Here is a 26032-nt window from a genome sequence, read left to right as displayed (position 1 = left end):
CTCAGCTGGCGTCCTCTTCGCTCTTCAGCTCTTCGCCCCTGAGCTCGTCGGCTTTGAGCTCGTCGCCTTTGAGTTCGCCCAACACGTCGTGGAAATCCTTGGCCTCGCGGAAATTGCGGTAGACGGAGGCAAAGCGCACATAGGCGACATCATCGAGCGACTTAAGCGCCTCCATGACCAGCCGGCCGACTTCCCCCGAGGCCACCTCGGTCTCGCCCGAGCTTTCGAGCTGGCGCACGATGCCGGTCACCGCCCGATCGATACGTTCCGGGTCGACATTGCGCTTGCGTACCGCGATCTCGACAGAGCGCAGCAACTTGTCGCGGTCGAACGGCACCTTGCGTCCAGACTTCTTCACCACGACGAGATCGCGCAATTGGACGCGCTCGAAAGTGGTGAAGCGGCCGCCGCAATCCGGGCAGACGCGCCGCCTGCGGATCGCTGCACCGTCTTCGGCAGGGCGCGAATCCTTCACCTGCGTATCTTCGGACTGACAGTAGGGACAGCGCATGGAGAGCCTTCGGTTCGCGATTCTCGTAGTGCGAACGGCTTAGAGGTTTTTGCCACGATGGCAAAGTATGGCCGATGACCGATCGCGTCTCAGAGATAGCGAGGCACGAGGAAAATTGCGAGAGCGGCAATTAGTTGGACGGCAATACGCCAATCAGGGAGCGACGTCGCCGGTCGGGAAGCCGCAGGACGTGCCGAGATAGCGATAGGCCTTGGTGAAGCCGTCCATCGATATCGTCGCGACCGGCTTGTCGGCGAAGCTGACATCGAGGGCGCTGGTACGGCGCATGGCACGCAGTATGGCAACCGTGGTCTCGGGTTTGTTGTCCATCATCCACTGTCCGTCGGCGATAATATGAAAGCCAGCCTTGATGTTGTCGTTGACGTCGCGGAACACCGCCGGGATGTTGTCCCCCTTGGGCAAGTCACTGTTTCTCACGGCGATGATGAGGCTCGGATAGCCCTCGGGTGGCAGTACGTCGCCATTCGAGATGGCCAGCGTGAGGGTGCCACTGGTGCCGTTAGCGTCGAAAAAGACCGTCGAGGCGGCGCAGGTCTTGCGCACGTCCTCACCGGTGTTGACCTCGTCCACCGTGGTGGACCACCTGCCAAAAGTCTCTGTCTTGGGTGCTGCCGGCGTCGGCTCGGTCTGCGCCAAGGCCGCGCCGAGTAGCTGAGAGGTCGCTAAGGTGAGCAAGGCAGCGCCAACACTGGTGAAACGGAAAATTCGCATCATCATCAAACGTCTCCGAGATGCAGCCGTGGCCAGTTGATCGGCGCCGTCACAGTTGGGGGCTGACGCCCTGCGTCAACCAAGATACGGGTAAAGCGGAAAACGATCCGTCAATGCCGCCACCTTGGCCTTCACGGTTGCCTCGACGGCCGCGTTGCCTTCGTCGGAATTGGCGACCTTCAGTCCATCCAGCACTTCGGCGATCAGCTTGCCGATCTCGCGGAACTCGGCCTGACCGAAGCCGCGCGTGGTGCCGGCCGGCGTGCCGAGCCGAACGCCCGATGTCACGAAAGGCTTTTCCGGATCGAAGGGGATGCCGTTCTTGTTGCAGGTGATGTTGGCGCGGCCAAGGGCAGCCTCGGCGCGCTTGCCGGTTGCGTTCTTGGGACGCAGGTCGACCAACATCAGATGGTTGTCGGTGCCGCCGGAGACGATGTCGAGACCGGTTTCCTGCAGACTGGAGGCCAGCGCCTTGGCATTGGCGACGACGCTCTCCGCATAGATCTTGAAGCTCGGCTTCAGCGCCTCGCCCAGAGCCACCGCCTTGGCGGCGATCACATGCATCAGCGGTCCACCCTGCAGGCCGGGGAAGACGGCCGAATTCATCTTCTTGGCAATATCCTCGTCGTTGCAAAGGATCATGCCGCCGCGCGGCCCGCGCAGCGATTTGTGCGTCGTGGTGGTGACCACATGGGCATGCGGCAGCGGCGACGGATGCATGCCGCCGGCGACCAGGCCGGCGATGTGGGCCATGTCGACCATCAGATAGGCACCGATCGAATCGGCGATCTCGCGAAAACGCTTCCAGTCCCAGACACGTGAATAGGCTGTGCCGCCGGCCAGGATCAATTTCGGCCTGGTCTCATGGGCGGTCTTCTCGATCGCATCCATGTCGAGCAGATGATCGTCCCGGCGTACGCCATAGGAGACGACCTTGAACCATTTGCCGCTCATATTGACCGGCGAGCCATGTGTCAGGTGTCCGCCGGAATTGAGGTCGAGGCCCATGAAGGTGTCGCCGGGCTGCAGCAACGCCAGGAACACCGCCTGGTTCATCTGGCTACCGGAATTCGGCTGGACGTTGGCGAAGTTGCAGCCGAACAGCTTTTTCGCGCGTTCGATGGCCAGTTCCTCGGCGACATCGACGAATTGGCAGCCGCCATAGTAGCGCTTGCCCGGATAGCCCTCGGCATATTTGTTGGTCATGATCGACCCCTGTGCCTCGAGCACGGCACGCGAGACGATATTTTCCGAGGCAATCAGCTCGATCTCGTGGCGCTGGCGGCCGAGTTCGTTGCGGATTGCGCCGAAAATCTCGGGGTCGGCATCGGCAAGCGTGGTTTCGAAAAAGGATTCGAATTTGTTCGACACTGCCGCTGCTGTTGCCATGGGCTGAAATCCTCAAGGTTCGGGGTCTGTCGCGCCATTAACACAGTTGCTTTCGGCCCGCCACGTTTGCAGCGCGAAATTTGCTGGCCGGATTGCGCCAGAGAGACTGGCAGCCTCTATTTCCTTGCCTGCCGGCCCTTCAGCAGGGCCTCGGTGAGCGTGATCTCGGTGAACAGCGCCTGCATCGTATGGTCGTTAATCTGGCCGCTGCGAAACATTGCGCGAACCGCTGCGCGTTCGGCCTCAATGCCCGCCAGCCTCAATTCGAGCTCCAGCCGTCCGGCCTCGCGGGCCTCGGCGCGCGCCTCGTCGGCCTCGTCGGAGGCAGCGATGCGGCGACGGTAGCCGGCGACGATGCTATCGGCGGCGGCAAGCCGGGCGCCGGGTATTTCCCCTTCATCGCCGTCGGTCGCGCCGGCCATGCTCTCGATGCGGGCGATGGCGGCGTTGGCCGCGCCCACGCGCGCAAGACGCTCCTCGGCAGCGCCAGGATCCTCGCCCGGCTCGACCAGCCCCCGTGCCACCTTGGGCAAGGCAAGGCTGGCTATGAGCAATGAGCAGATGATGACGCCTGCGGCGAGGAAGATCACCACGTCGCGCGCCGGAAAGGGCGAACCATTCGGCATGGTGAGCGGCAGCGACAGGATGCCGGCCAGCGTGATGGCGCCGCGCACGCCGGCAACAGAGCCGGCGATCCGGACGCGCAGCCCGAACGGCTCGGCCTTCTGCTCGCGTAATCGCGCCGAGACGCGCGTCGCGATGTCGCCGACCCAGATCCACAGGAAGCGCAGCCCGATCAGGCATAGTGTCAGCGCGACCACCGTGGCGATTGGCTGGATGACCGGATAGCGGCTGCCGAGCTCAGGCGGCACGTTGCCGATGATTTCGGGAAGCTGCAACCCGAGCAGGATGAACAGCGCGCCGTTGAAGACGAAGGATAGCGTCGTCCACAGCGATACGGTCTGTATGCGCGCCGAGACGCCGAGAAAGCGGAAAATCCCGGAGCCGCCGGTGAGCACTCCGGCCGTGACCGCCCCCAGAATGCCCGAGGCGCCGACATTCTCGGCGCCGAGATAGGCGATGAACGGCAGCAGGACCATGACCAGCACCTGCGCCTCGGACGGCACGCCGCCGATACGGTTCAGCAATTGCAGCACCTTGGCGGCGACGAACAAGGCAGCCACGCCGGCCAGGATGCCGGCAGCGACGGCATAGAGGAAAGTCACGGATGCCGCGACGAAGGAGAAGCTGCCGGTCAAGGCAGCTGCCACCGCAAAGCGGAACATCACGAGGCCCGACGCATCGTTGAGCAGCGCCTCGCCCTCCAGGATGTGCATCAGCCGGGCCGGGACCAGGCTCTTGTCGACGATCGAGGAGACGGCCACCGCATCGGTGGGCGACAGCACCGCAGCAAGTGCGAAAGCGACGACGAGCGGGATGCTCGGGACAAGCCAGTGCAAAGCGTAGCCGAAGCCGACAATGGTGAAGAAGACCAGCCCGATGGCGAGGTCGAGGATCGGCCCGCGCAGCGCGATCAGTTCGCGCTTGGGCGCACCATAGGCGTCGCTGAACAGCAGCGGTGGGATGAACACTAGCAGGAACAGCTCGGGATCGATCTCGACATGCATGCCGCGCACCGGCCAGGCGAGCGCTGCACCGATGGCGATCTGCAGTACCGGCAGCGGCACCCGCACCAGCCGGACCAGCGCGCCCGAAACGGCGACGAAGATGAGCACGACCAGAATGAACATTGCGACATGCATGATGCGATTTCCGACTACAGCGCCGCGTCCTTTTTCCGGCAATCGGCCCAGCAAAGCTTTCCGCGAAAGACTCGGCAACGAAAAAGGCCGCCTTCCGGCGGCCTTTTGCAAATGAACTCAGCTGCTTAGAGCGCGGATGTGATCTGCAGCTCGTTGGCTCCGTCGAGGCCGTAAATGTCGTCACGGAACTGGACCACGCCCGGCCCTGTCGACCAGGCCGAGACGTAGAGAAAATAAACCGGCACCGGATTGGTGACCTGCACCGGCGTGTTCTCCCCGGTCTTGATCGCCGCCTCGAAATGCTGGCGATCCCAGCCCGGTGTGTCGCGCAGAATCCAGGTGACGAGGTCGCGCACGTTCTGAACCCGCACGCAGCCAGAGGAATCGAAGCGCATCAGCTTGCCGAACAGGCTCTGCTGCGGCGTGTCGTGCATGTAGACGCCGTCCGGGCTGGGAAAATTGATCTTGACTGAGGCCATCGCGTTGCCGGAACCGGGATCCTGGCGGAAGCGGTATTTGGCGGCATCATCGGTCGACCAGTCGACCGTCATTGGGTCGACCTCGCTGCCGTCCGGCGCAAACAGGCGGATATGGCTGTCCTTGAGATAGTTGGGGTCCTTCCGCATCAGCGGAATGATATCCTTGCGCACGATCGAGACCGGCGCGTTCCAGTACGGATTGACGATGATTTCGTTGATCTTGGAATTGACGATCGGCGTCTGGCGATCGATCTTGCCGACGATTGCGGTGTGGCGCAGCACAACGCGGTCGTTCTCGACAGCCTCGATCTGCGCCGCCGGGATGTCGACCAGAACATAGCGGTTGCCAAGCGTGCCGGCCCGCTCACGCAGCCGTTGCAGATTGGTCTGGAGCTGACCAAGCCGAACCGGCGCCGACACGTTCATTGCCGCGAAAGTATATTTGCCCGTGGTTCCGTCGGCCGGCAAGCCGTGACGCAACTGGAAGCGCTTGAGCGCCGAGTCGACGTAAGAATCGAACGCTTCCGAGAGCCCGGCGCTCTGCGCCAGATCGCCCGATATCATCAAGCGCCTGCGCAGCGGCACCACATCGGGATCCTCGACGCCAAGCTGCAGCTTCTTGGTGTCTGGAACCTGTTCCCAGCCGCCTTGCGCGACGATATTCTGATACTGCATGATCGCCTGCTCGGTGAAGGACACCGTCTGCAGGCTGAAGATCGGCAGCGTCGAGGCAACCTTGCCGCCTTCGCTGGCACGCGCATCGAATTGGTCGTCCCAATTGCCGCGCGCCGAGGATTTCAGGATATCCCCGATCACATCCTGTGCACTGGCGCGGCCGGCGACCATTGCGGCTGCGAGCGCGGAGGCTCCTGAAAGGAAGAAACGGCGGCTGGTTCTCATGGACGTTCCAGACATTCTTGCTACAATTCAACCCACCGGGCGGTCTCGCCCGCACTCTAGAGTTGGCTTCTTAACAATTAGCCAACCATGGCCCGCATCACTTCGGTGTAAAACCACATGGGAAGTGACTTGAGCACAGGACAAATGCACGGCTTTGGCCCCAGCATCACCCGCATCTTCGGTTCCATTGGAATATGGCGGCAACGTGGCTGTTGCTCGAATTTGAATCGGCCGGCCTGACGAAACGGCAAGACCGGTGCTTTTCGGCACCGGCCTTTGGTCCACTCCGCGGCAGCACTTCCGTAGTCCAGCTTCAAATCTAGATGCGGCGGATGCGATTACATCCGGTAGGCGATGGTATCGTTCCAGAACCGATCCAGGCGCTGCAGGGCGCGGTTCATCTGCTTGAACTCCTCCGTGTTGATGCCGCCAACCTGCTCGATCGAACCGACATGGCGCTCGTAGAGGCCGGCGACGACTTCCGCCACCTCATTGCCCTTCGGCGTCAGCGAAACCCGCACCGAACGGCGGTCGATGCGCGAGCGCTGGTGGTTGATGAAGCCGAGATCGACCAGCTTCTTCAGATTGTAGGAGACGTTCGAGCCGAGATAGTAGCCACGCGAGCGCAGTTCGCCGGCGGTCAGCTCCGAATTGCCGATGTTGAACAGGAGCAGCGCCTGGATGGCGTTGATGTCGGAGCGACCGTTGCGGTCGAATTCGTCCTTGATCACATCAAGCAGACGGCGATGCAGCCGCTCGACCAGCTGCAGCGATTCCATGTACAGCGAACGGATCGCCTCGCGGCGGTCATCGGATACGTTGGCGGTCTTCGCCGCCGGACGCGAATTGATCATTGTCTTTGCCTCTCGTTTGTCGCCCGGTGATTTTTTGTTCTTCACCTTGACCGCGACACTATCGAATACTCATAAAATTCGACTTAAACGCCAAGGCTAACAAGAGCTTACCGGTAAGGGGTTTCGAAAGAGGCTTAACGGACGGTCACCCGAGCAAGGATAATTAACCTAAAGATTTAGCCAACGATCCTGGCCGGAATTGCTATCGCCGGGGTTGCCGCTTCTGGATCCAGATCACCACGCGGAACACTATGTAGAGCAGCGCCACCGCAAGGTGCGAGGCGACGATCAGCGGCCGGTGGCCGAACAACTCGGGGAAGCCAGCATACATGACGCACTCGGTCACCGCGCAGATGAACCAGATCACCGGCCCCCAGGACGCCAGCATCCACAGGCCGGCGGCAGCGAACGGAAAAAACACCGCCAGCACCACCGCCGCCACCTGCCAGTGTACCGGCATCAGGTCGAAGCGCCACAACGGGCCGGGGTAAAAGCCGATCAGCCGGATCCAGTACAAGATGCCGAACAGCAGACAGTAGCCGGCGATGACGCGCTGGAACCAGGCGAAGATGACCTCGATCGTCGAGGGCTGCAGCACCACGCGTCTCGAGGCGACCTCGCTCACAGCTTCAGTTCCCGTTCGCCGAGCGATGCGAAATAGGCGTCGACGTTGGCGGCGCTGACGTCATCGATACCTGCCGGCCGCCATTGCGGCGTCGAGCCTTTATCGATGATGGCGGCGCGGATACCTTCATAGAAGTCGTGCCCGGCAAGCATGCGGTTGAGGATACGGAACTCCATTTTCATGCACTCGTCCATCGACAACGTCTGCCCGGCGCTAATCTGGCGCCATGCAACATGCAGGCTGGTCGGTGAACGTGTGCGGATGGTGGCCAGCGTCTTTGCCGCGAACTCGTCGGCAGCGGCTGCCCGCTCCAGACTGGCGACGATATCGGCCAGCGACGGCTGCGCGAAATGCCGGGCGATGGCTTCCAGCGTCGGCCTGTCGGTCTCGCGCCTGGCCGGGACGAAGCAGCCGCGCAGCACCGATTCCGGGTCGCCGCTTTCCGCCAGACGGTCGAGGAAGCCGGCCTGGTCCTCCGCCTTGATCGTATGGGTGGCGAGGCCCGAGCACAAAGCATCGCCATAGCGGATGCGGTTGCCGGTCAGCGCCAGATACATGCCGAAGCTGCCGCCGAGATCCGGCAACAGATGGCTGGCGCCGACATCCGGGAAAAAGCCGATGCCGACCTCGGGCATGGCAAACTGGGCGTTTTCGGTCAGCACTCGCTGCGAACCATGGAAGGAGATACCTACGCCGCCGCCCATGACGATGCCGTCGATCACCGCGACATAGGGTTTCTTGAAGCGGGCGATGCGGGCGTTCAGCCGGTATTCATCGGCGAAGAAATCGACCGGAGGCCTTCCTGCGCGGCCGGCTTCGTAGATGTGGAGGATGTCGCCGCCCGCCGAAAATGCCCTGCCCTCGGCCTTGACGACGACAACGTCGACGCCGTCGTCGCGCTCCCAACTGCGCAGCGCCTTGTCCAGCGCCTTGACCATGCGGTGTGTTACGGCATTGAGCGCCTGCGGCCGCGTCAGCGTGACGACGCCAGCCCTGCCCAATCTTTCGAAGCGAATCTCGTCGCCTCCGCCAAAATCCATCGCCAGAGAATCCCTCCCCGCGCCCGCCGGGAGTGAAGTGCTAAATCGTGGCGCATGGCCGCGTCAATGGCGGCGGCCAATCCGCTGCATGGTCGTCGGCGTCACCCAGTGCTAATGCTGGCGCTTTGAACCGGAAGGTTGAACCATGCCTTGGTTGCCGCGCCTTGCTGTTATGGTGGTCGGCCTGATCGCTGCGAACACTCCTCCCGTATCGGCCGAAACCGTCGACGAGCTCTATCAATCGCAGACCATCGTCACAGGCCAGGGCGAGGTCAACAGGCAGATCGGCTTCAAGGCCTGCCTCGATGCAGTGCTGGTTCGTGTGTCCGGCGATCAGCGGCTGCCGAAGAGAACTGAGATGGCGGCGCTGCGCGACAAGGCCGGCAGCTTCGTTGCCGAATTCCGCTATCGCGACCGTCTCGAAGGCATTCCAATCCATGACGAACAAGGCACCCATGACCGGCCGCATGATCTCACTTGTCTGTACAGGCCTGACGTTATCGATCCGGTGCTTGCCGCGCTTGGCAGCAAACCATGGCTTGGCGAGCGGCCACGCCTGGCAATTTTCCTGGCGGCGGAGCAAGGCACAAGGCAGTTCGTGCTGACCGCCGACGATGAGCGCGCGGCGGCGATGCGCGAATCCTTCGTCAATGCCACCGGTCCGCTGGTCATGCCGATTGTGTTTCCCGAAGCGTCACTGCTGTCGGCCTCGAAGCTTGACGACCAGGCCCTGCGCCATGCCGATATCACGACGCTGGACCAGCTTGCCAGGAAGGCCGGAGCCGACCAGGCGCTCGCCGGCAGTATCGTCTGGAGCGACAAGGAACTGGGCTGGATAGCCGACTGGCGGCTTGAATGGCAAGAGCTACAATTGGCAAGTGCGCGGCGTCAGCTTCGACGAGGCATTCCGCGTCGCCATGCGGGGTGCTGCGCAGATCCTGTCGGGCAATGGCCAACCAGAATAGCGCCCGACAGGACCCTGGCACAATCGTGTCGCATTGGTCAGCAGCGGAAGCTCGTGGTAAAAGCCGCCCGATCCGGAGTTTTTGCGATGAACAAATTCACCCCTGCAAAGCCTGCCGGCGCGCGCAGCGTCGACGAGATCACCGGCAGCCGGCGTCTGCGGCGCATGCGCAAGGCCGATTGGTCGCGCCGCCTTGTCCAGGAGAACCGGCTCTCGGTCGACGATCTGATTTGGCCGATCTTCGTCGTCGACGGCAGACAAGTGCGCGAACCGATCGCCGCCATGCCCGGCGTGTTCCGCCTGTCGCTCGACCTCGCCGTCAAGGAGGCTGAGCGCGCGGCCAAGCTTGGCATTCCGGCGATCGCCACTTTCCCCAATGTGGAGCTCGGCCTCCGCGATCAGACCGGTTCGCACATCCTCGATCCGGAAAACATCATCAACCGCGCCACCCGCGCCATCAAGCGGGCGGTGCCGGAGATCGGCATCATCACCGACGCGGCGCTTGACCCGTTCACCTCGCATGGCCATGACGGCATCTTGCGCGAGGGCATTATCGTCAATGATGAAACGGTGGAGCAAGTGACGGCGGCGGCCGTCATCCAGGCGGCGGCGGGGGCCGACATCATTGCCCCCTCGGACATGATGGACGGCCGGATCGGTGCCATCCGCGATGCGCTCGACGCCAATGGATTTCAGGATGTGGCGATCATGTCCTATGCGACCAAGTTCGCATCCGCTTTTTACGGCCCCTACCGTGAGGCGGTCGGCACCGCCGGCCTGCTCAAGGGCGACAAGAAGACCTATTATATCGATCACGCCAATTCCGACGAAGCGGTGCGCGAGGCCGAGCAGGATCTGGCCGAGGGCGCCGACATGCTGATGGTCAAGCCCGGCCTGCCCTATCTCGACATCATCCGCCGGCTGAAAGTCGAGTTGCAGATGCCGACCTTTGCCTATCAGGTCTCGGGCGAATATTCGATGATCAAGGCCGCCGCCGCCAATGGCTGGATCGACGGCGAAAAGGCGATGCTGGAATCGCTGCTCGCCTTCAAGCGCGCCGGCTGCGACGGCATCCTGACCTACTTCGCGCCGGAAGTGGCGGCGATGCTCAAGGGGTGATGCGCCTTTGTAGCGTCTACATCGAGTAGTGTTCGTTCGTCCAAAGCGCGACATGGAACGCCGCAGGACATCGCTTCAAGTTTACGCTGCCCCTCGTTGCCCTGCCGGGTATTTCTCCCCGTAAAGTGGCAGGGAGAAAGACGCGTTCGTAAAAGATTTTACCAATCTCCAGCGTTGCAAAAACATCGACGTTGCGGCCGGCCCCTTCTCCCCGTCACTATGCAGGGAGAAGCTGCCGGCAGGCGGATGACGGGCGGCGCCGACATTGAGATTGGTTATTCCAACATGATTTGGAAGCGATTGCCCCGCCAGCAAAAATACCGCTTGCAATATGCAATCAGTTAAGCTACCCCGATAACTGCTTGCATGTCACAATTGGTTATCGAGGAGGCTCCCATGTCCAAGCTTCGCGTCAGCGCTTTCACCCTGTCGATCGACGGCTTCGGCGCCGGTCCCGACCAAGACCTGAAGAACCCGCTGGGTGTTGGCGGAGAAGCCCTGCACGAATGGATGTTCGGCACCCGCACCTTCCGCAAGATGGTCCTCGGCAAGGATGGCGGGACCACGGACACCGACGAGGCGTTCGCGGCACGCAGCTTCGAAAATGTCGGCGCATGGATCCTCGGCCGCAACATGTTTGGGCCGATCCGCGGCGAATGGCCGGATGACAGCTGGAAAGGCTGGTGGGGTGACAACCCACCCTACCACGTGCCGGTCTTCGTGCTCACGCACCATGCGCGTGATCCTATTGTCATGGAGGGCGGCACGACCTTCTATTTCGTGACCGACGGCATCCACTCAGCGCTGGAGAAGGCGAAGGCAGTGGCTGACGGTAAGGATGTACGGCTGGGCGGCGGCGTTTCTACGATCCGGCAATATCTCAAGGAAAAGCTCATCGACGAAATGCATCTGGCGATCTCACCGGTCCTGCTAGGCGCCGGCGAGAGCCTTTTTGCCGGCATCGACATGCCCAAGCTCGGCTATCGCTGCAGCGAGCAGGTCGCGACGCCGAAGGCCACGCATGTCATCATCGAGCGCACCTAGCTTGTTGCAGGGTGCCGCCATGGAGCGGCGCCCTCCTCGCCGCTTTAGTCAGTACTTCTCCGGCACATACAGTTCGCGCGGCAGTACCTGGCGCTCGTATTCGGGATTGAAGACGCGCTCCGGCAGTGTGATCTCCTCGTGCGGCACCTCCTCATAGGGCATCTGCTTGAGGAGATGGTCGATGCAGTTCAGCCGTGCCCGTTTCTTGTCGTTGCCCTCGACGATGAACCACGGGGCTTCCGGGATATTGGTGCGGGCGAACGTTTCTTCCTTGGCCTTGGTGTACTGCTCCCAGCGCACGCGCGACTGGAGGTCCATCGGCGACAGTTTCCATTGCTTCATCGGGTCATGGATGCGCATCAAAAAGCGCATCTGCTGCTCCTCGTCGGTGATCGAAAACCAGTATTTGACAAGCGTAATGCCTGAGCGGACCAGCATGCGTTCGAAATCCGGAACGTCGCGGAAGAACTCCTCGACCTGATCCGGCTGGGCAAAGCCCATTACCCGCTCGACGCCGGAGCGGTTGTACCAGGAGCGGTCGAACAGCACGATCTCGCCGCCGGCCGGCAGATGCGGAACGTAGCGCTGGAAATACCATTGCGACTTCTCGCGCTCGGTCGGCGCCGGAAGTGCTGCGACGCGGCAGATGCGCGGATTAAGCCTCTGGGTGATGCGCTTGATAACACCACCCTTGCCCGCCGAGTCGCGGCCCTCGAAAACCACGACGAGCTTCTTCTTGTGATAGGCGACCCAGGACTGCAGCTTGATCAACTCGGATTGCAGCGTGATGAGATCGCGAAAATACTGCAGGCGATCGATCGATGGCGGATGTGCATTCTTGTAGATCTTGGCGATCTCCATCGACAGCGCCGGCTCCGAGATTTCCAGCTCATAGTCTTCATCCAGCGTGTCGGCGAGTTCCGCTTCCAGCCAGTCCCTGGCCGGGGAATTCTGTTTTATCTCGGTCATTTACGCTGCTCCGCTTACAGGCCTTGCCGGCCGCTGTCAGGCGCTCTGCCGCCCGGCCCGGCGGCCGGAAATCGAAGCGCTGGACCGATGTTAGTATAGGCCGGCAATGACGGTTTTATTGCAGCCACTACTGCGCTGGCTGTGCGTTTCAATCCGCAAGATGTGATCGAGCTTGCCCTGCGGAACGGGCGACAAGCGGAACGAATTATCCTACAAATAGCCGGTTCATTGAGGGCTGTCGTCTGCAACGCCCTTTCCCGATAAATTGTGAGGATACGACATGGAATACCGCATTCTCGGCCGTTCCGGGCTGAAGGTTTCGACGCTGACCATGGGCACCATGACGTTCGGCGGCGGCGGCGCGTTTTCGGCGGTCGGCAAGACCGACCTCGACGAGGCGCGCCGGATGATCGACCTTTGCATCGATGCCGGCGTCAATGTCATCGACACCGCCAATGTCTATTCGAACGGCGTGTCGGAAGAGATCATCGGCGAGGCGCTTGGCGGCAAGCGCAAGGGCGACGTGCTGATCGCCTCCAAGGCGCGCATGCGGATCGGCAAAGGCCCCAATGATGAAGGCCTGTCGCGCTACCATCTGATCCGCGAATGCGAGAGGAGCCTGAAGCGGCTCAGGACGGATGTCATCGACATCTATTTCCTGCACGAGTGGGATGGCCTGACACCGCTTGAGGAAACCATCGCCGCGCTCGACACGCTGGTCGCGCAGGGCAAGGTCCGTTATGTCGGCTGCTCCAATTATTCCGGCTGGCAAGTGATGAAGGGGCTGGGGATCAGCGACCGTCATCACCAGCCGCGCTTCGTCACCCAGCAGATCCATTACACGTTGGAAGCGCGCGAGGCCGAGTATGAATTGTTACCGATCTCGGTCGACCAGGGGCTCGGCGTGCTGGTCTGGAGCCCGCTTGCCGGCGGGTTGCTGTCCGGCAAATACCACCGTGACCAGCCGACCGCCCGCCAGCTCAGCGGCTGGTCGGAACCGCCGATCCGCGACGAGGACCGGCTGTGGCGGATCGTCGACACGCTGATCGATATCGGCAATAACCACGGCGTGTCGGCGGCGCAGGTGGCGCTTGCCTGGCTGCTCGGCCGGCCCGCTGTCAGTTCGCTGGTGATCGGCGGACGAACCGAAGCGCATTTCAAAGACAATATCGCCGCTGCAAGCCTTGTGCTTGCCGATGAGGAGCGCACACGGCTCGATGTGGTCAGCAGGCCGCCCGTGCTCTATCCTTACTGGCACCAGCAATTCACGGCAAAGGACCGGTTCGGGCCGGCCGATCTCGTTCTCGACCGCGACGGCGCCTGAAAAGCCGGGCTCTCCGGACTGCGCCGAGATATGGAGCCCGATCGTGCCTTGCGGTGTTGTGTTTGCGGTCCAATGCTCCTAGGCAAAGGCCAAGCACAACGAAAGGAAACGATATGGCACGAGCACCGAACTACGGTCAGGAACGCAAGGAACGCGACCGGCAGAAGGCTGCCAAGAAGGCGGAAAAGCAGGCTGCCAAGGTCGCAGCCAAGGAGCGATCGAAGCCCGAGGGCGAGAGCGAGTCCCAAACCAAAACCGAAACGGCAGAGTGATGATATCCGGGCTGTCAGGCGGGCCGGGCCTCGGTCAAATCCCGCTATGCCTCAGGCAGGCGCCTTGTCGCTGACGAAGACGTTCACTTCACGAGCGGCGGCAATGAAGGCCCGTCTTGCGTTCATGGCCGGCTTGTCGCCGGCCAGCGCATCATGACAGGCTTGCAACGCTTCGCGGTGCTTGGGGCTGCGCTTGCCGGGCCAATTGTTGAGGAGGTAGTCGGAAGCCTCGCGGGCCGTACGCAAGAGCTGATTGCTTCCCGCCGCGCCCTTGACGGTCACGGGTGTGTCAAATCGGTTGTTTTCCATCGCCGCTCTTACGCCATCGGCATTTGCGAAGCGAGACCGAAAGTAGCATTCTTCGCTCATCTGCTCTTTTCGTGATCAATGGCAGCCGATCCTCACTCAAGCGACGACGGCAAATCCCCGGGCGCGCAGGCCGCGCCGGTCGTTGCGCAGCGAGGTCACCAGCCGGTCGCGGCTGCCGATGATATGGGCCGAAAGCAGGCGGGCGGCGGTATCGGCATCGCCGGCCCGCACCGCCGACAGAATGGCATGGTGTTGGGCCCAGGCACGGCCGAGCGCTGCCTCGTCGCGAACCTCGAGCCAGCGGGCGCGCGACAGGCGCGTCATCGCATCGCGAACCGCTCTGAACAGGAACTCGTTGCCTGACAGGCGTGCCAGCTCAATATGAAAATCCCTGCCGACGCGATGCCATTCCTCACGCGGCGTCTTGTCGTCGCAAGAATCGAGCATCGCCTCGATGATTTCGACGGCACTTCTGTCCTGCAAGGTGCAAGTCAGCCTGACTGCCGCGACCTCGACCGCCTCGCGATAGACGGCGATCTGCTCCAGCTCGGCAAGATTGATTGGCGAGACCGTCCAGCCGCGGCCGTCGCGGCAGATCAGGCCTTCGGTCTCGAGCCGCAGCAACGCAGCCCTGACCGGCGTGCGCGAGGCGCCGAAGCGGCTTTCGACCCAGCGCTCCGTCAGCCGCTCGCCGGGACCAATCTCGAGCCCGAGGATCATCTCGCGAAGCTGCTTTTCGACGTTCTGCATCTGCGACATTGGCGTTCCGTTCAGGTCATTCGTTCCGGCAATCGGGTCACTGGCCGGCGTTGGCCGATCACGCCGGCCTTTGTCGATCATGTTTGAGAGGCCCGCATTGACAGCGACGGGGCTTGCGTTCATGACAGATACCAGCTTGGTATCCCAAATTGGTATCCACAGCAAGTTTCATGCAAGCTGGCCGGACAGGACAGACATGCCGCAAGACGCCAACCGCGCCACGCACAACGTCCACTGGCGCCGCAATCTCGCCGTGTGTTTTGCCGGCTCGTTCAGCACGCTTGTAGCGATGACGCTGCTGTTGCCCTTCCTGCCGCTTTACGTCGGGCAGCTGGGCGCAGAGGGCCATGCGGCGATCGTGCAGTGGTCGGGCGTCGCCTACGGCGCCACCTTCCTTGCCGCCGCGCTGGTCGCGCCCCTGTGGGGGCGGCTAGGCGACCGTTACGGCCGCAAACTGATGCTGGTGCGCGCCAGTTTCGGCATGGCGCTGTGCATGTCGCTGACCGGCATGGTGCAGACTGTCTGGCAATTGGTGCTCTTGCGCCTGCTGATCGGCTTTGCCGGCGGCTATTCTTCGGGCTCGACCATCCTGGTTGCCATGCAGACGCCGAAGGATCGCTCCGGCTGGGCGCTGGGCGTGCTGTCGGCCGGTATCACCGCCGGTGCCCTGGTCGGTCCGCTGCTTGGCGGCGCGCTGCCGCCGCTGATTGGCATCCGCGCCACATTCCTGCTCGCCGGCGGCGTCATTTTCCTGGCTTTTCTGGCAACCACCTTGCTGATCAAGGAGGCGCCTCGCCCGGTTGCCGCCAAGGCCGTGTCAGAAGAAAAAGTGAAAGACAGCTGGTCGCAGATTCCCGACAAGCGCCCCGTCGTCGCCATGCTCGCGACCGGCATGCTGTTGAGTTTCGCCACCATGTCGATCGAGCCGATCATCACCGTCTATGTCCAGCAGCTCATCGAAGACCAGAGCCAGGTCACGCTGGTCTCCGGCATCGTCATGTCCGCGGCAGCGCTCGGCGCCATCCTGTCGGCGTCGCGGCTCGGCAAGCTCGCCGACCGTATCGGCCACTGGAACGTCATCGTTGCCGCACTCGCCGTCTCGGCGCTGCTGCTGATCCCGCAGGCCTTCGTTACCCAGGGCTGGCAACTCGTCGTCCTGCGTTTCCTGATGGGCCTGGCGCTTGGCGGTCTTTTGCCCTGCATCACCAGCGTCATCCGCCACAATGTGCCCGACGGGGTCGGCGGCAATGTGCTGGGCTTGTCGATCTCGGCGCAATATGTCGGGCAGGTCGCCGGACCGTTGCTCGGCGGCTTTGCCGGCGGCCATTTCGGTATGCGCTCGGTGTTTCTCGGCACATCCATTCTGATGGCGGGCGGAGCGGCCTATAACTGGCTGGTCCAGTCGCGCCGCGAGCGCGACATGCTGGCGGAAGCCGGCAAATCCTGACACGGTTCGCAGCACTATCTCAGGCGGTCGCCAGGAATCACGGAGGCGTGGACATGAGCACGGATGAACACGCGGCAGGCGGCCGCATTCTGGTTTTTGCCGGCGGCCTATGCGGCGCGGCTGGCGTGGCGCTTTCGGCGGCGGCGGCGCATCTCGGCGGCGCTTTGGTCGGTACGGCCGCATCCTTCCTGCTCTTGCATGCGCCGGTCTTCCTTGCCGTCGGGCTGCTCGGTGGCAATAGCATCCTGCGAACCGGAAGCCTCATCCTTCTCGTCGGGCTTCTGCTGTTCTCGGGAGATCTTTTGGCCCGCGACTTCCTTGGCTCGCGGCTGTTCCCGATGTCGGCGCCGATCGGCGGCACGTTGCTCATCGGCGGCTGGCTGATGATGGCCGCCTCGGCGCTGGTGCGGCCGCGCCCTTGACGCGGCAGCCAGGTTCGCCGGTTCTGTCAGTCTTGGCGACGTTCGGGCCGGACTTGGCCGTCGCGTTTGGCCGTTTTGACCACACGCCGCCGCTCCGGCCGTTCGGTGGCCGGCGATATGCCCCAATAATTGCGATAGATGTCTTCGAACAGATGCTTGATCGGGTGCATGGCTTAATCTCCTTTTTGAATCGATCCAATCAGCGGGCACAAAAAATAGGCCGCCGATCAGCTCCGCTTGCGTCCTACGAGGAAACGCAGGTCGCGAATCCACGGACCGGTCCTGTCGCGCCCCTTGCGGGCCTCCGCGCTCGAGCGGATGCTCCAGTCGTTCCGGTAAATGTCCTCGAACAGATAATTGACGGGGTGCATGGCACTCTCCTCTTGTATCGATCCAATGTGCGGGCAAAACCGCTCTTGGATCGATTCAAGAATATGCGTCACAGCATAAATGTCAAGCAAAAATTTGAATCGATCCAAGGAAGATGTTAGGTAATCGGCACTACTGTCGGACAGGAGTCCTGGAGACGAACAAATGACATCACCCACCGAGGGCAGCAGGAGGCCCATCCGGCTGGCAGACATCGCCAAAGCCGCGGGCGTATCGCACGGCACTGCCTCCAATGCCTTCAGCCGTCCCGAAATCGTGCGCGAGGAAGTCCGCGAGCGGGTCAAGGCGGCGGCCGAGGCGCTGGGCTACGCCGGCCCGGATCCCAAGGGCCGGCTGCTGCGCGCCGGCAAGGTCAATGCAATCGGCGTCGCCACAACCGAGCCGCTGTCCTATTTCTTCGACGACCTGTTTGCCCGCGTGATGATGGCCGGCATCTCGGAAGCCTGCGACGCCACCGGCGCGGGGATAGCCCTCGTGTCGGCTGGCAACGAGGAAAAACTTGCCTGGAATATCCAGAGCGCCCTCGTGGATGGCTTCATCCTTTTCTGCATCGAGGGCGGTCCGCGTCTCGTTGAGCTGACGCGCGAACGAAAGCTCCCCTTCGTCGCGCTCGAGCTCGGCTCGCAGGACGAGACGGTCTCGGCGATCAGTATCGACAATGTTGCCGGCGGCCGGCTCGCGGCGCGCCATCTGGCGGAACTTGGACATCGCCGCTTCGCCGTGCTGTCGCTGGCCTTCGCCGACGACAGCACCGGTCTTGTCTCCCCCGAGCAGGTCCGGACCGCGGTCTATACCGGAACCCGTGACCGCCTCCTCGGCTATTTCGAAGAGCTTTCCCGGTTTGGTATCGGCACCGCCAAGGTGCCGGTCTACGAGACCGAAAACGACAAGGCGAGCACAAGGGCTGGTCTCGAAACCATTTTCGCCTCGGCGGAACCGCCGACCGCCATCCTGGCGATGTCGGACCGGATCGCGATGGTCGCGTTGGAATGGCTCAACGCACGGGGCATCGCGGTTCCCCGCGATGTTTCCGTCGTCGGCTTCGACGGCGTGCCTGAAGCCGCAATTTGCGAGCCTCCGCTCACCACCATCGCCCAGCCGATCGCCGAGATCGGCCGGCGGGCAGCGCGAAGAATCCTCGACTTCGACGGCACGGTGCGGCGAGAAACGCTCGATGTCGAACTTGTCGTCAGGGCATCTTCCGGACCGCCGCCAAGTACAGGCTGACTGGGGCAGATCGGCTCCAAATCTTACCTGTTGGCCGCCATGGGACCGATGCCAAAGGATGGACGGACAGGCGGCGCCTCGTTGCGGACCGGCTTGCCCTTGCCGGACCAGCCGATAGCGGACAGCCACTCCAGATAGAAGGCGAGCGCGAACTGCATGGCGATGCCGGCGGCGAGCAGCAGACTGTCATAGGCAATGCCGCCCGGGTTGATCAGCTTCATCACCTGCGCCGCCATGGCAATCACCGTGCCGGCAATGAAAACCGGCAGCGAGCGTTTGCCCAATATGGCGAGCGGATTGTCGCGGCCGGTGCGGAACAGGTTCGAGACGAAGGGCAAGGCGACGACCAGATAGCTCATCGCCAGGATGTGCAGCAGCCGCGGCAACGACAGGAACGTCTTGTCGAAACCGGTCAGCACCACCGGCAGGTCAAGCCATGACACATGCCCCCACAGCGGGCTGTGCACCCAGACGAGCGCCGTCAGCACATAGGCGGCGGCCGCGCCGACCAGCCAGCGATTGACAGGGACGGTGCCGCCGCGCCGCACATGCAACACGCTGGCCATGCCGATATTGAACAGCAATTGCCATGACAGCGGATTGAGGAACCAGAAACCGGGCTCCGGGTAGTTCGGCGGCGCGATCTGGTAGATACCGGCAATCAGCCAAAGGGCTGCGGATACGGCAAGCGCCGCCAGCGGCCTGTAGCTGATGAACATCAGGAAGGCCGGCGCCATCAACAGCAGGGCCGCATAGACCGGCAGTATGTTGTTGTAACCGAGCTGATGGCCGAGCGTGACGATGCCGACGAGGACTTGCGGCGGGTTCCTGACGAGCGGCTCGATGTTGATCAGGGTCAGAAGGTCCGGCCGTTTCGCAAACACCGCCGCTGCGCAGAAGATAGCCATGACCACCATCGTCGTGACGATGTGGGTGACATAGAGCACGCCGGCGCGGCGCCACATCTTCAGCGTTGCGACCAGCCGGTTTCCTGGTTGGAATTTGGTGCCGTAGGCAAGAGCGACGGACATGCCGGAGATCAGCACGAAGGCCTCGGCCGCATCCGAAAACCCGAAATTCTTATAGGTCAGGGTTTCGAAAACGGTGCCCGGCACGTGGTCGATGAATATGGTCAGGAGGGCGAGAGCCCGGAACACGTCAATACGCGTATCGCGTTCCGGCGAAACTGGCATGGTCATCGATAAAAGGCCTTAAAGCTGGTTGTTTTATGTCCGGCATGCGATCCCTCGGGCGACCACCCGGCGCACACTGCTTCGATCCCCCCGCGGGGATTATATCGGCAAAGAAACGGACTGAAATGCGCCCGGTTCAATCAACTTTCGCGGAGCTTGAAAATATTTTGTTTTGAAGCCGGCAAATTAACGAAAGTAACGCGAAATCAAGAGGATGTGACCATGGCCGAGGAGAGCCTCGAAGACGGTATTCTGCAGGAGAATTCAGGCTTTTTCTACCGGCTCCATCGACCCGCCAACTTACTGGGTGACTGGCTGTTCCTGTTGCATGGATCGGGTGTCGACGAGACGACCTTGCTGCCGCTTGGTCGGCAAATCGCGCCGCATGCGGCGCTGGTTGCGGTCCGTGGCCGCATCCCTCAGGAGGACGGGTTCCGTTGGTTCACGCGAATCACCCCGACGCGATTCGAGCAGGCAAGCATCCGCGCGGAGGCGGAGGCATTCGCGGCCTTCGTCGCCGGCGTCGCGAAGCGCCACAGCCTCGATCTCCGCCACGCGACCTTTCTCGGCTATTCGAACGGCGCCAATTTGGTCTCAAGCGTCATGCTGCTGCATCCGGGCTTCATCGAGCGCGCTGCATTGCTGCGTCCGATGCCGGTGCTCGACGAGGTGCCGCCGGCCGACCTGTCGAAGGCGCGGGCTCTGATCGTCGCCGGCGCCGCCGACCTGACCTACGCGCCATTCGCGCCGGTGCTGGCCGCTCTACTGAGCTCGCATGGCGCCAAGGTCGAAACCCACACCATTGCCTCCGGCCATGAAATCGGCGATCCGGACGCCGACATCGTCGGGCAATGGCTGGCGGATCCTGCGGTCGCCGTTGCAGCGTCGGATCGATGAGCCCCGAAGCTACCCTCGCCCCATGCGGTTCCAGGCGTCCAGCCCGGCGATCTTGTAGGCTTCCGCCAGCGTCGGGTAGTTGAAGGTGTTGTTGACGAAGAAGTCGACTGTGCCGCCGAGATTGATGACCGCCTGGCCGATGTGGATGAGTTCGGTCGCGCCCTCGCCGACAATATGGGCGCCGAGCAGACGGCGTGTTTCGATCGAGAACAGAAGCTTCAGGAAACCGGTGTTGACACCCATGATGTGGCCGCGCGATGTCTCGCGGAACCGCGCCACGCCGACCTCGTAGGCGGCACCGCTCTCGCGCACCTGCTCCTCGGATTGCCCGACGGTGGAGATTTCCGGCACGGCGTAGATGCCGTAGGGAAAGGTTTCGGGCGGCGGCGGCAAGGGCACGCCGAAGGCATGGCAGGCGGCCACCCTGCCCTGCTCCATCGAGGTCGATGCCAGGCTCGGAAAGCCGATGACATCGCCGGCGGCATAGATGTTGGGCGCGCTGGTCTGGAAGGTCTGCGGATCGACCTTGATGCGGCCTCGCGAATCAGCCTCGATGCCGACGGCGTCGAGCCCTAAATTGCCGACATTGCCGGTGCGTCCCGCGGCATAAAGCACGATCTCGGAACGTATGGTGCGGCCGTCGGCCAGCGTCACCTCAGCATAGTCGGGTTTCGAGGCGATCTCCTTGACGGCACTGCCCAATCGGATGGTCATGCCGCGGTCGCGCATCTGATGGATGAAGTCGTCGACGATCTCGCGGTCGACGAAATCCAATATCGTGTTGCGCGGCTCGACCAATGTCACCGGAACGTCGAGTGCCGAAAAGATTGTCGCATATTCGACGCCGATGACGCCGGCGCCGATCACCGTCAGCGTGCGCGGTAGCCGATCGAGCTCCAGCATCTCGTCGCTGTCGAAGATCCGTGTCTTGTCGAACGGCACGTCGCGCGGCCGGTGCGGCCGGGTGCCGACCGCGATCAGCGCATGGGCGAAGCCAACCTCGCTGTAGTCGCCGGTGTCGGTGGTCAGGCTGACCTTGTTGGGGCCCAGGAATTTTACCGCGGCGCGCGCACTCTTGACCGTGTTGCGCATGAACTGGTGCTGCAGCACCTCGACCTCATGGTCGAGCGTCTTGTGCAGGCGCTCGACCAGATCGCCGACCGAAATGTCCTGCTTGACGCGGTAGCCGCGTCCATAAAAGCCGCGCTCGCGCCAGCCGGAGAGGTTGAGCACCGTCTCGCGCAACGTCTTCGACGGTATAGTGCCGGTATGCACCGAAACGCCGCCGAGACGCCGGCCCCTGTCGACCACCAGCACCGACTTGCCGAGCTTGGCCGACTGCACCGCGGCGCGGCGCCCGGATGGGCCGCTGCCGATGACCAGCATGTCGTAGTCCATGTCGCCCCGTCCCCTCGGCTCGGCGCGCTTTGTGCGCCGCAGCAAACTAACGCTATCCGCGCCGTGAATTCAACAAGTCAGACGGCCCCAGGCGCTCTGTCGCCATCTACACGGCGGCGAAAGGCTCGATCTTGATTCCGCCGCGAACCTTCACCATTTCATCAATACGCGGCCCGTGCATTAACCCGGGTTCGATTACGAGGAAATGACATGAACGCTCGCGTTCTCGACGGCGAAATCATCACCAGCAGGCTCGAAGATGTCCGCTCTTATGAGGGCGTGCGCACGCGGCGCATTCTCGCTTTCGTCATCGACTATTTCATCGTCGCGCTGCTCACCATTCCATTCGCGATCCTGGTGTTCCTGTTCGGGCTGTTGACGCTCGGCCTCGGCTGGATGCTGTTTTCCATTCTCGTGCCGACCGTCGCCATCCTCTACATCTGGAACACGCTCGGCAGTAAAGACCAGGCCACCACCGGCATGAAGATGATGGGCATCCGGCTCGACCGACTCGACGGCAGCCGCATCGACGGGCTGACCGCCGTCGTGCATTCGGTGCTGTTTTGGGCCGGTAATGTCATCCTTTCGCCGCTGGTCCTGCTGGTGAGCCTGTTTTCCGACCGCAAGCGCACGCTGCACGACCTGCTGCTCGGCACCGTTGTCAGCCGCAGTGGCCGCTGAGCAGACTTTTGAAGCGCGGCCGCAGCCTTTGCGCACAAATGTGAAGACGTCCAATCAACCAGGCTTTCACAATCCTGTTGAATTTTTCGGCGTCCGCGCCAAAGGTAGAGCGATTCGCAGGAGTATTTCCAAGGCTCGATGACGCAGCACCCGACCCAGTCGCCGCAGTTCTTTCTGACCGCGCCCTCGCCATGTCCCTATCTCGAGGGCCAGTTCGAGCGCAAGGTGTTCACACACTTGGTCGGCGACAAGGCCCCCGAGATGAACGATCTGTTGACGCAGGGCGGTTTCAGGCGCTCGCAGAACATCGCCTACAGGCCGGCCTGCGAGACCTGCCGCGCCTGTGTGTCCGTGCGCATCCTGGCGCAGGAATTCACCGCCAGCCGCAACATGAAACGGGTCATACAGCATAATTCGGATCTGGTCGGCGCCATGCACGACGCCGAACCCTCCACCGAACAGTATTCGCTGTTCCGCAGCTATCTCGACGTCCGCCACCGCCGTGGCGGCATGTCTGACATGACCGTGCTCGACTACGCCATGATGGTCGAGGATACCCATGTCGACACCAAGGTCATCGAATACCGTCGCCGCGGACCTGACAGCTTCATTACCGGCAAGGGCCAGGGCGAACTGATCGCCGTGGCGCTTACCGACAAGATGGCCGATGGCCTGTCGATGGTCTATTCCTACTTCAACCCGGACTTCGAGGACCGTTCGCTCGGCACCTTCATGATCCTCGATCACATCGCCCGCGCCAGGGCGATGGGCCTGCCCCATGTCTACCTGGGTTACTGGGTCAACGGCTCGCGCAAGATGAATTATAAGATGCGCTTCCAGCCGCAGGAGCATCTCGGCCCGAAAGGCTGGGAACGCTACAATCACGAAGCGGTTTCGCGCTGATCTTCGCTTTCGGTATTCACTCTTAAATTGTTTCGAGGAGGATGCCGCTGGGCTTCCGGCCGATCGGCTGGGAAACCGGGCGGGTCAATTTTGCGCCTCCAAGCCTACGCGAGAATTGCCGCATGTCTTCCCACAACGACCACCAGAGAGGCCTTCTGATCACCGCCATCGGCGGGCTGACGCTGACCGTCGACATTCCGCTGATCCGGCTCGCCGACGGCGAGGCGTGGACGATCCTGCTGTTGCGCACCGGCACGACCTTCGTCGCCACGCTTATCATCTGGGCCGCCTGGCGATCGCTGAGCGCAAAGGCACCGCAGCTTGTACCGGGCTGGTCAGGGCTCATCGTTGCCGGCCTCTACGGGCTCGGCTCGATCGCCTTCATCACCGGTGTCTACAATACCTCGACAGCCAACCTCGTTTTCATCCTGGCGTTCACAACCATGTTCGCGGCCCTTTTGTCATGGCTGTTCCTGAAGGAGAGGCCACGGCCCCTGACGCTTGCAGCGCTGGCACTTATGATCGTCGGCGTGACGATCATTGTCGGCGATTCCGTTGGAACCGGACATCTCTTCGGCGACCTGATGGCGCTATGCTCGGCTTTCATGATCGCCGCGGCCATCACCATCTCGCGCGCCAGCGGCAAGGATATGGGTTTCACGGCGCTGATCGGAGTGGTCCTGCCGCTGGCCGTCGCCACCCTGATGGTTTCCAAGGTGGGTTTTCACGTCAACGCGCCATGGTGGATCGTCTTCAACGGTGCCGTCATCATGCCGATCTCGTTCTTCTGCCTCGCCAACGGCCCGAAATACATCTCCGGGCCGGAGGTGGCGATGTTCTACCTGCTTGAAACCGTGCTGGCGCCGGTCTGGGTGTGGATGATCTTCGCCGAAACACCGACGCGCAACAGCCTGATCGGCGGCGCGATCCTCATCATGACCTTGATCGGCCATTCGCTCTGGCAGTTGCACGACGGGCGCAAGCGCCGCGCCACGTTCGCCGTCAGTCACCCGGCCTGATTCTTTTTCGCGGCGGCGCGTTCGGCAACAATTTCAATCTGCGGCGGTGCATCTTCCTGCTCCGCCGGTTCGGCGGCAGCGAGTTCATCGGTCAGTTCCACCTCGCGCAGCCATTCGCGCCAGATTGCGACCAGCAGGGCCATCAGCACCGGGCCGATGAACAGGCCGAGAAAACCCATTGTCTTGACGCCGCCGATCAGGCCGAAAAAGGTTGGCAGGAAGGGCAGCTTTATCGGCCCGCCGACCAGCTTCGGGCGCAATGTCTTGTCGACGATGAAGAGTTCGACCGCGCCCCAGACGAACAGCGCCAGCCCCGCCATCGGCGAGCCGCTGGCGGCGAGATAGATCGAGACCAGCGTGAACGACAGCGGCGCGCCGCCGGGGATAAGCGCCATGATGCCGGTCAGCGCGCCGAGCGTCACCGGCGACGGTACGCCGGCCAACCAGTAAGCGATGCCCAGCACCAGTCCTTCGCCGATGGCGATAACGGTCATACCGGTAACCGTCGACGAGATCGTCGCCGGCACCACGCGTGAGATCCGTTCCCATCGGGCCGGCAGGATGCGTTCGCCGAGGCGATCGACCTGCCCGGCGAAATGCTCGCCGTCGCGATAGGCAAAGAACAATGCGATCATCATGAACAGCAGCGTCAGCAAAAGTCCGAAGGCGCTGCCGCCGGCGGCAAGCGCGCCGCGATAGATGCTGCCGATATTGGCGCCGCTGATCAGCTGGATCAGTTCGCCGATACCGCCTGGATGGCCAACGTTGACCGTCCACTGTTCATTGAGCCATTCGCCTACTACAGGCAGCGTGGCGATCCAGTGCGGCGTCGGCGCGCCGTAGCGGTTGGTCTCGATAGCCCAGCCGACCCATTCGCGCACCTCGTTGATGGCGTAGGTGCCGGCAAGCGCGATCGGCACCACCAGGAAGGTCAGGATGAACAGGATCGCAAGCGTAGCGGCAATCGTGCGGTTGCCGCCGACGCCTGCGAGCAGCCGCCGATAGAGCGGCCAACTGGCGAAAGCGATAACCAGGGCGGCAAGGACCGGGAACAGGAAGCCGTGGAAAAAATATACGCCGGCGGCGACGATCAGCACCAGGAGCCAGCGCGCCGCCGACAGCGGTGGAATGACAGCGGCCCTGAGCGGCGTCGACAGGCCAAACAGACGCTGTTGCCGCTCCGGCTTCTGGATCCTGATTTCCTTCAAGCGCCCAATTCTCCCTAGCCCATCGCATCGCTTATGCACTGATATAGTGCAGCAATCGTGACGACATTCCAAATGTTCGGGTGGCGCTGCTAATCTCCCCCCTGTTTGGACCGGAGACATCGCGAACAGGTGTGCGAGGACATCGCGAACAGTGCTCCATGCTATCTCTCGACGAGGTTGAGGTCGATGGTTTG

General features: G+C 62.5%; 27 protein-coding genes and 1 pseudogene. 12 read left to right on the top strand and 16 right to left on the bottom strand.

Annotated features, from left to right (window positions below; all coding sequences use genetic code 11):
• Position 1: 1 nt before the first annotated feature.
• The 8 genes from nrdR to NKJ81_RS27910 all read right to left on the bottom strand — a co-directional run bounded on the left by nrdR (position 2) and on the right by NKJ81_RS27910 (position 8293).
• The gene (gene nrdR, locus NKJ81_RS27945; protein WP_352501513.1) at positions 2 to 511 is read right to left on the bottom strand and encodes a transcriptional regulator NrdR; all 510 of its coding nucleotides are present in this window, start codon (positions 509 to 511) and stop codon (positions 2 to 4) included.
• Between the two features lie 153 nt (positions 512 to 664).
• Positions 665 to 1249: a hypothetical protein gene (locus NKJ81_RS27940; RefSeq protein WP_352542404.1), complete on the bottom strand. Its 585-nt coding sequence runs from the start codon at positions 1247 to 1249 to the stop codon at positions 665 to 667.
• A 69-nt stretch (positions 1250 to 1318) separates the two neighbouring features.
• Positions 1319 to 2632: a serine hydroxymethyltransferase gene (gene glyA / locus NKJ81_RS27935; RefSeq protein ID WP_352449301.1), complete on the bottom strand. Its 1314-nt coding sequence runs from the start codon at positions 2630 to 2632 to the stop codon at positions 1319 to 1321.
• 116 nt (positions 2633 to 2748) lie between these two features.
• Entirely contained in the window at positions 2749 to 4395 is a 1647-nt protein-coding gene (locus NKJ81_RS27930; protein ID WP_352472014.1) for a Na+/H+ antiporter, read from the bottom strand.
• A gap of 125 nt (positions 4396 to 4520) precedes the next feature.
• Entirely contained in the window at positions 4521 to 5774 is a 1254-nt protein-coding gene (locus NKJ81_RS27925; RefSeq protein ID WP_023674488.1) for a L,D-transpeptidase family protein, read from the bottom strand.
• Positions 5775 to 6112: 338 nt separating this feature from the next.
• Positions 6113 to 6628, bottom strand: coding sequence for a transcriptional regulator LdtR (gene ldtR, locus NKJ81_RS27920; protein WP_023674486.1), 516 nt, complete (start codon positions 6626 to 6628; stop codon positions 6113 to 6115).
• 202 nt (positions 6629 to 6830) lie between these two features.
• Positions 6831 to 7253, bottom strand: a complete 423-nt coding sequence (locus tag NKJ81_RS27915; RefSeq protein WP_023674485.1) for a DUF6163 family protein — start codon at positions 7251 to 7253, stop codon at positions 6831 to 6833.
• Positions 7250 to 8293, bottom strand: a complete 1044-nt coding sequence (locus NKJ81_RS27910; protein WP_352542403.1) for an enoyl-CoA hydratase/isomerase family protein — start codon at positions 8291 to 8293, stop codon at positions 7250 to 7252. The genes NKJ81_RS27915 and NKJ81_RS27910 overlap by 4 nt, the downstream gene beginning before the upstream one ends.
• Before the next feature lie 145 nt (positions 8294 to 8438).
• On the opposite strand from NKJ81_RS27910, the pseudogene NKJ81_RS32745 reads away from it, so the two are divergent.
• The 3 genes and pseudogenes from NKJ81_RS32745 to NKJ81_RS27895 form a co-directional block, all read left to right on the top strand.
• Positions 8439 to 8771: pseudogene (locus tag NKJ81_RS32745) on the top strand (DUF8605 domain-containing protein); the annotation flags it as partial.
• A 573-nt stretch (positions 8772 to 9344) separates the two neighbouring features.
• Entirely contained in the window at positions 9345 to 10376 is a 1032-nt protein-coding gene (hemB, locus tag NKJ81_RS27900; RefSeq protein ID WP_352542426.1) for a porphobilinogen synthase, read from the top strand.
• A gap of 396 nt (positions 10377 to 10772) precedes the next feature.
• On the top strand, positions 10773 to 11420 hold the full coding sequence (locus NKJ81_RS27895; protein WP_352472020.1) for a dihydrofolate reductase family protein: 648 nt from the start codon (positions 10773 to 10775) through the stop codon (positions 11418 to 11420).
• Between the two features lie 48 nt (positions 11421 to 11468).
• Here the strand turns inward: NKJ81_RS27895 and ppk2 are convergent, their stop codons facing one another.
• A complete protein-coding gene (gene ppk2, locus NKJ81_RS27890) occupies positions 11469 to 12389 on the bottom strand; it encodes a polyphosphate kinase 2 (protein ID WP_352472021.1) in 921 nt (306 codons plus the stop codon).
• Between the two features lie 280 nt (positions 12390 to 12669).
• Here ppk2 and NKJ81_RS27885 point away from each other — a divergent pair, with 280 nt between their 5' ends.
• Both NKJ81_RS27885 and NKJ81_RS27880 read left to right on the top strand, forming a co-directional pair.
• Positions 12670 to 13713 (top strand): aldo/keto reductase, encoded by a 1044-nt coding sequence (locus NKJ81_RS27885; protein ID WP_352542402.1) that lies wholly within the window; start codon positions 12670 to 12672, stop codon positions 13711 to 13713.
• 113 nt (positions 13714 to 13826) lie between these two features.
• Positions 13827 to 13985 (top strand): hypothetical protein, encoded by a 159-nt coding sequence (locus NKJ81_RS27880; RefSeq protein ID WP_254817539.1) that lies wholly within the window; start codon positions 13827 to 13829, stop codon positions 13983 to 13985.
• A gap of 51 nt (positions 13986 to 14036) precedes the next feature.
• On the opposite strand, the gene NKJ81_RS27875 is transcribed toward NKJ81_RS27880, so the two are convergent.
• Both NKJ81_RS27875 and NKJ81_RS27870 read right to left on the bottom strand, forming a co-directional pair.
• The gene (locus tag NKJ81_RS27875; protein ID WP_023674477.1) at positions 14037 to 14294 is read right to left on the bottom strand and encodes a DUF982 domain-containing protein; all 258 of its coding nucleotides are present in this window, start codon (positions 14292 to 14294) and stop codon (positions 14037 to 14039) included.
• 96 nt (positions 14295 to 14390) lie between these two features.
• Positions 14391 to 15053 carry a GntR family transcriptional regulator gene (locus tag NKJ81_RS27870; RefSeq protein ID WP_352542401.1) on the bottom strand — a complete coding sequence of 221 codons (663 nt, stop codon included), beginning with the start codon at positions 15051 to 15053 and terminating at the stop codon, positions 14391 to 14393.
• Positions 15054 to 15249: 196 nt separating this feature from the next.
• On the opposite strand from NKJ81_RS27870, the gene NKJ81_RS27865 reads away from it, so the two are divergent.
• Positions 15250 to 16500, top strand: a complete 1251-nt coding sequence (locus NKJ81_RS27865) for a multidrug efflux MFS transporter (RefSeq protein WP_352542400.1) — start codon at positions 15250 to 15252, stop codon at positions 16498 to 16500.
• Positions 16501 to 16553: 53 nt separating this feature from the next.
• Positions 16554 to 16922 carry a DUF423 domain-containing protein gene (locus tag NKJ81_RS27860; protein WP_352542399.1) on the top strand — a complete coding sequence of 123 codons (369 nt, stop codon included), beginning with the start codon at positions 16554 to 16556 and terminating at the stop codon, positions 16920 to 16922.
• Between the two features lie 26 nt (positions 16923 to 16948).
• Here NKJ81_RS27860 and NKJ81_RS27855 read toward each other — a convergent pair whose 3' ends face one another.
• Together NKJ81_RS27855 and NKJ81_RS27850 are read right to left on the bottom strand one after the other, a co-directional pair.
• A complete protein-coding gene (locus tag NKJ81_RS27855; RefSeq protein ID WP_352472029.1) occupies positions 16949 to 17092 on the bottom strand; it encodes a hypothetical protein in 144 nt (47 codons plus the stop codon).
• Between the two features lie 57 nt (positions 17093 to 17149).
• Positions 17150 to 17293, bottom strand: a complete 144-nt coding sequence (locus NKJ81_RS27850) for a hypothetical protein (protein WP_352472030.1) — start codon at positions 17291 to 17293, stop codon at positions 17150 to 17152.
• A gap of 163 nt (positions 17294 to 17456) precedes the next feature.
• On the opposite strand from NKJ81_RS27850, the gene NKJ81_RS27845 reads away from it, so the two are divergent.
• A complete protein-coding gene (locus tag NKJ81_RS27845) occupies positions 17457 to 18539 on the top strand; it encodes a LacI family DNA-binding transcriptional regulator (protein WP_352542398.1) in 1083 nt (360 codons plus the stop codon).
• A gap of 23 nt (positions 18540 to 18562) precedes the next feature.
• Here the strand turns inward: NKJ81_RS27845 and NKJ81_RS27840 are convergent, their stop codons facing one another.
• Positions 18563 to 19738, bottom strand: coding sequence for an OpgC family protein (locus NKJ81_RS27840; protein ID WP_352542397.1), 1176 nt, complete (start codon positions 19736 to 19738; stop codon positions 18563 to 18565).
• A gap of 216 nt (positions 19739 to 19954) precedes the next feature.
• Here NKJ81_RS27840 and NKJ81_RS27835 point away from each other — a divergent pair, with 216 nt between their 5' ends.
• Positions 19955 to 20629 (top strand): alpha/beta hydrolase, encoded by a 675-nt coding sequence (locus NKJ81_RS27835; protein WP_352542396.1) that lies wholly within the window; start codon positions 19955 to 19957, stop codon positions 20627 to 20629.
• Between the two features lie 9 nt (positions 20630 to 20638).
• Here the strand turns inward: NKJ81_RS27835 and sthA are convergent, their stop codons facing one another.
• On the bottom strand, positions 20639 to 22027 hold the full coding sequence (gene sthA, locus NKJ81_RS27830; RefSeq protein WP_352542395.1) for a Si-specific NAD(P)(+) transhydrogenase: 1389 nt from the start codon (positions 22025 to 22027) through the stop codon (positions 20639 to 20641).
• Between the two features lie 210 nt (positions 22028 to 22237).
• Between sthA and NKJ81_RS27825 the strand changes: the two genes are divergently transcribed.
• The 3 genes from NKJ81_RS27825 (at position 22238) to NKJ81_RS27815 (ending at position 24630) form a co-directional block, all read left to right on the top strand.
• Complete coding sequence (locus tag NKJ81_RS27825) at positions 22238 to 22708, top strand: RDD family protein (protein ID WP_352472034.1); 471 nt, start codon at positions 22238 to 22240, stop codon at positions 22706 to 22708.
• A 138-nt stretch (positions 22709 to 22846) separates the two neighbouring features.
• Entirely contained in the window at positions 22847 to 23611 is a 765-nt protein-coding gene (locus NKJ81_RS27820; RefSeq protein ID WP_352472035.1) for an arginyltransferase, read from the top strand.
• A 122-nt stretch (positions 23612 to 23733) separates the two neighbouring features.
• Positions 23734 to 24630, top strand: a complete 897-nt coding sequence (locus tag NKJ81_RS27815; protein WP_352472036.1) for a DMT family transporter — start codon at positions 23734 to 23736, stop codon at positions 24628 to 24630.
• Here NKJ81_RS27815 and NKJ81_RS27810 read toward each other — a convergent pair.
• Positions 24618 to 25838: an AI-2E family transporter gene (locus NKJ81_RS27810; RefSeq protein WP_352542394.1), complete on the bottom strand. Its 1221-nt coding sequence runs from the start codon at positions 25836 to 25838 to the stop codon at positions 24618 to 24620. The genes NKJ81_RS27815 and NKJ81_RS27810 overlap by 13 nt on opposite strands.
• Between the last annotated feature and the right edge of the window lie 194 nt (positions 25839 to 26032).

It is taken from the genome of Mesorhizobium sp. M0018, assembly GCF_040323955.1.
GTDB lineage: Bacteria > Pseudomonadota > Alphaproteobacteria > Rhizobiales > Rhizobiaceae > Mesorhizobium.
This window is presented reverse-complemented; position numbering and strand designations above follow the sequence as displayed.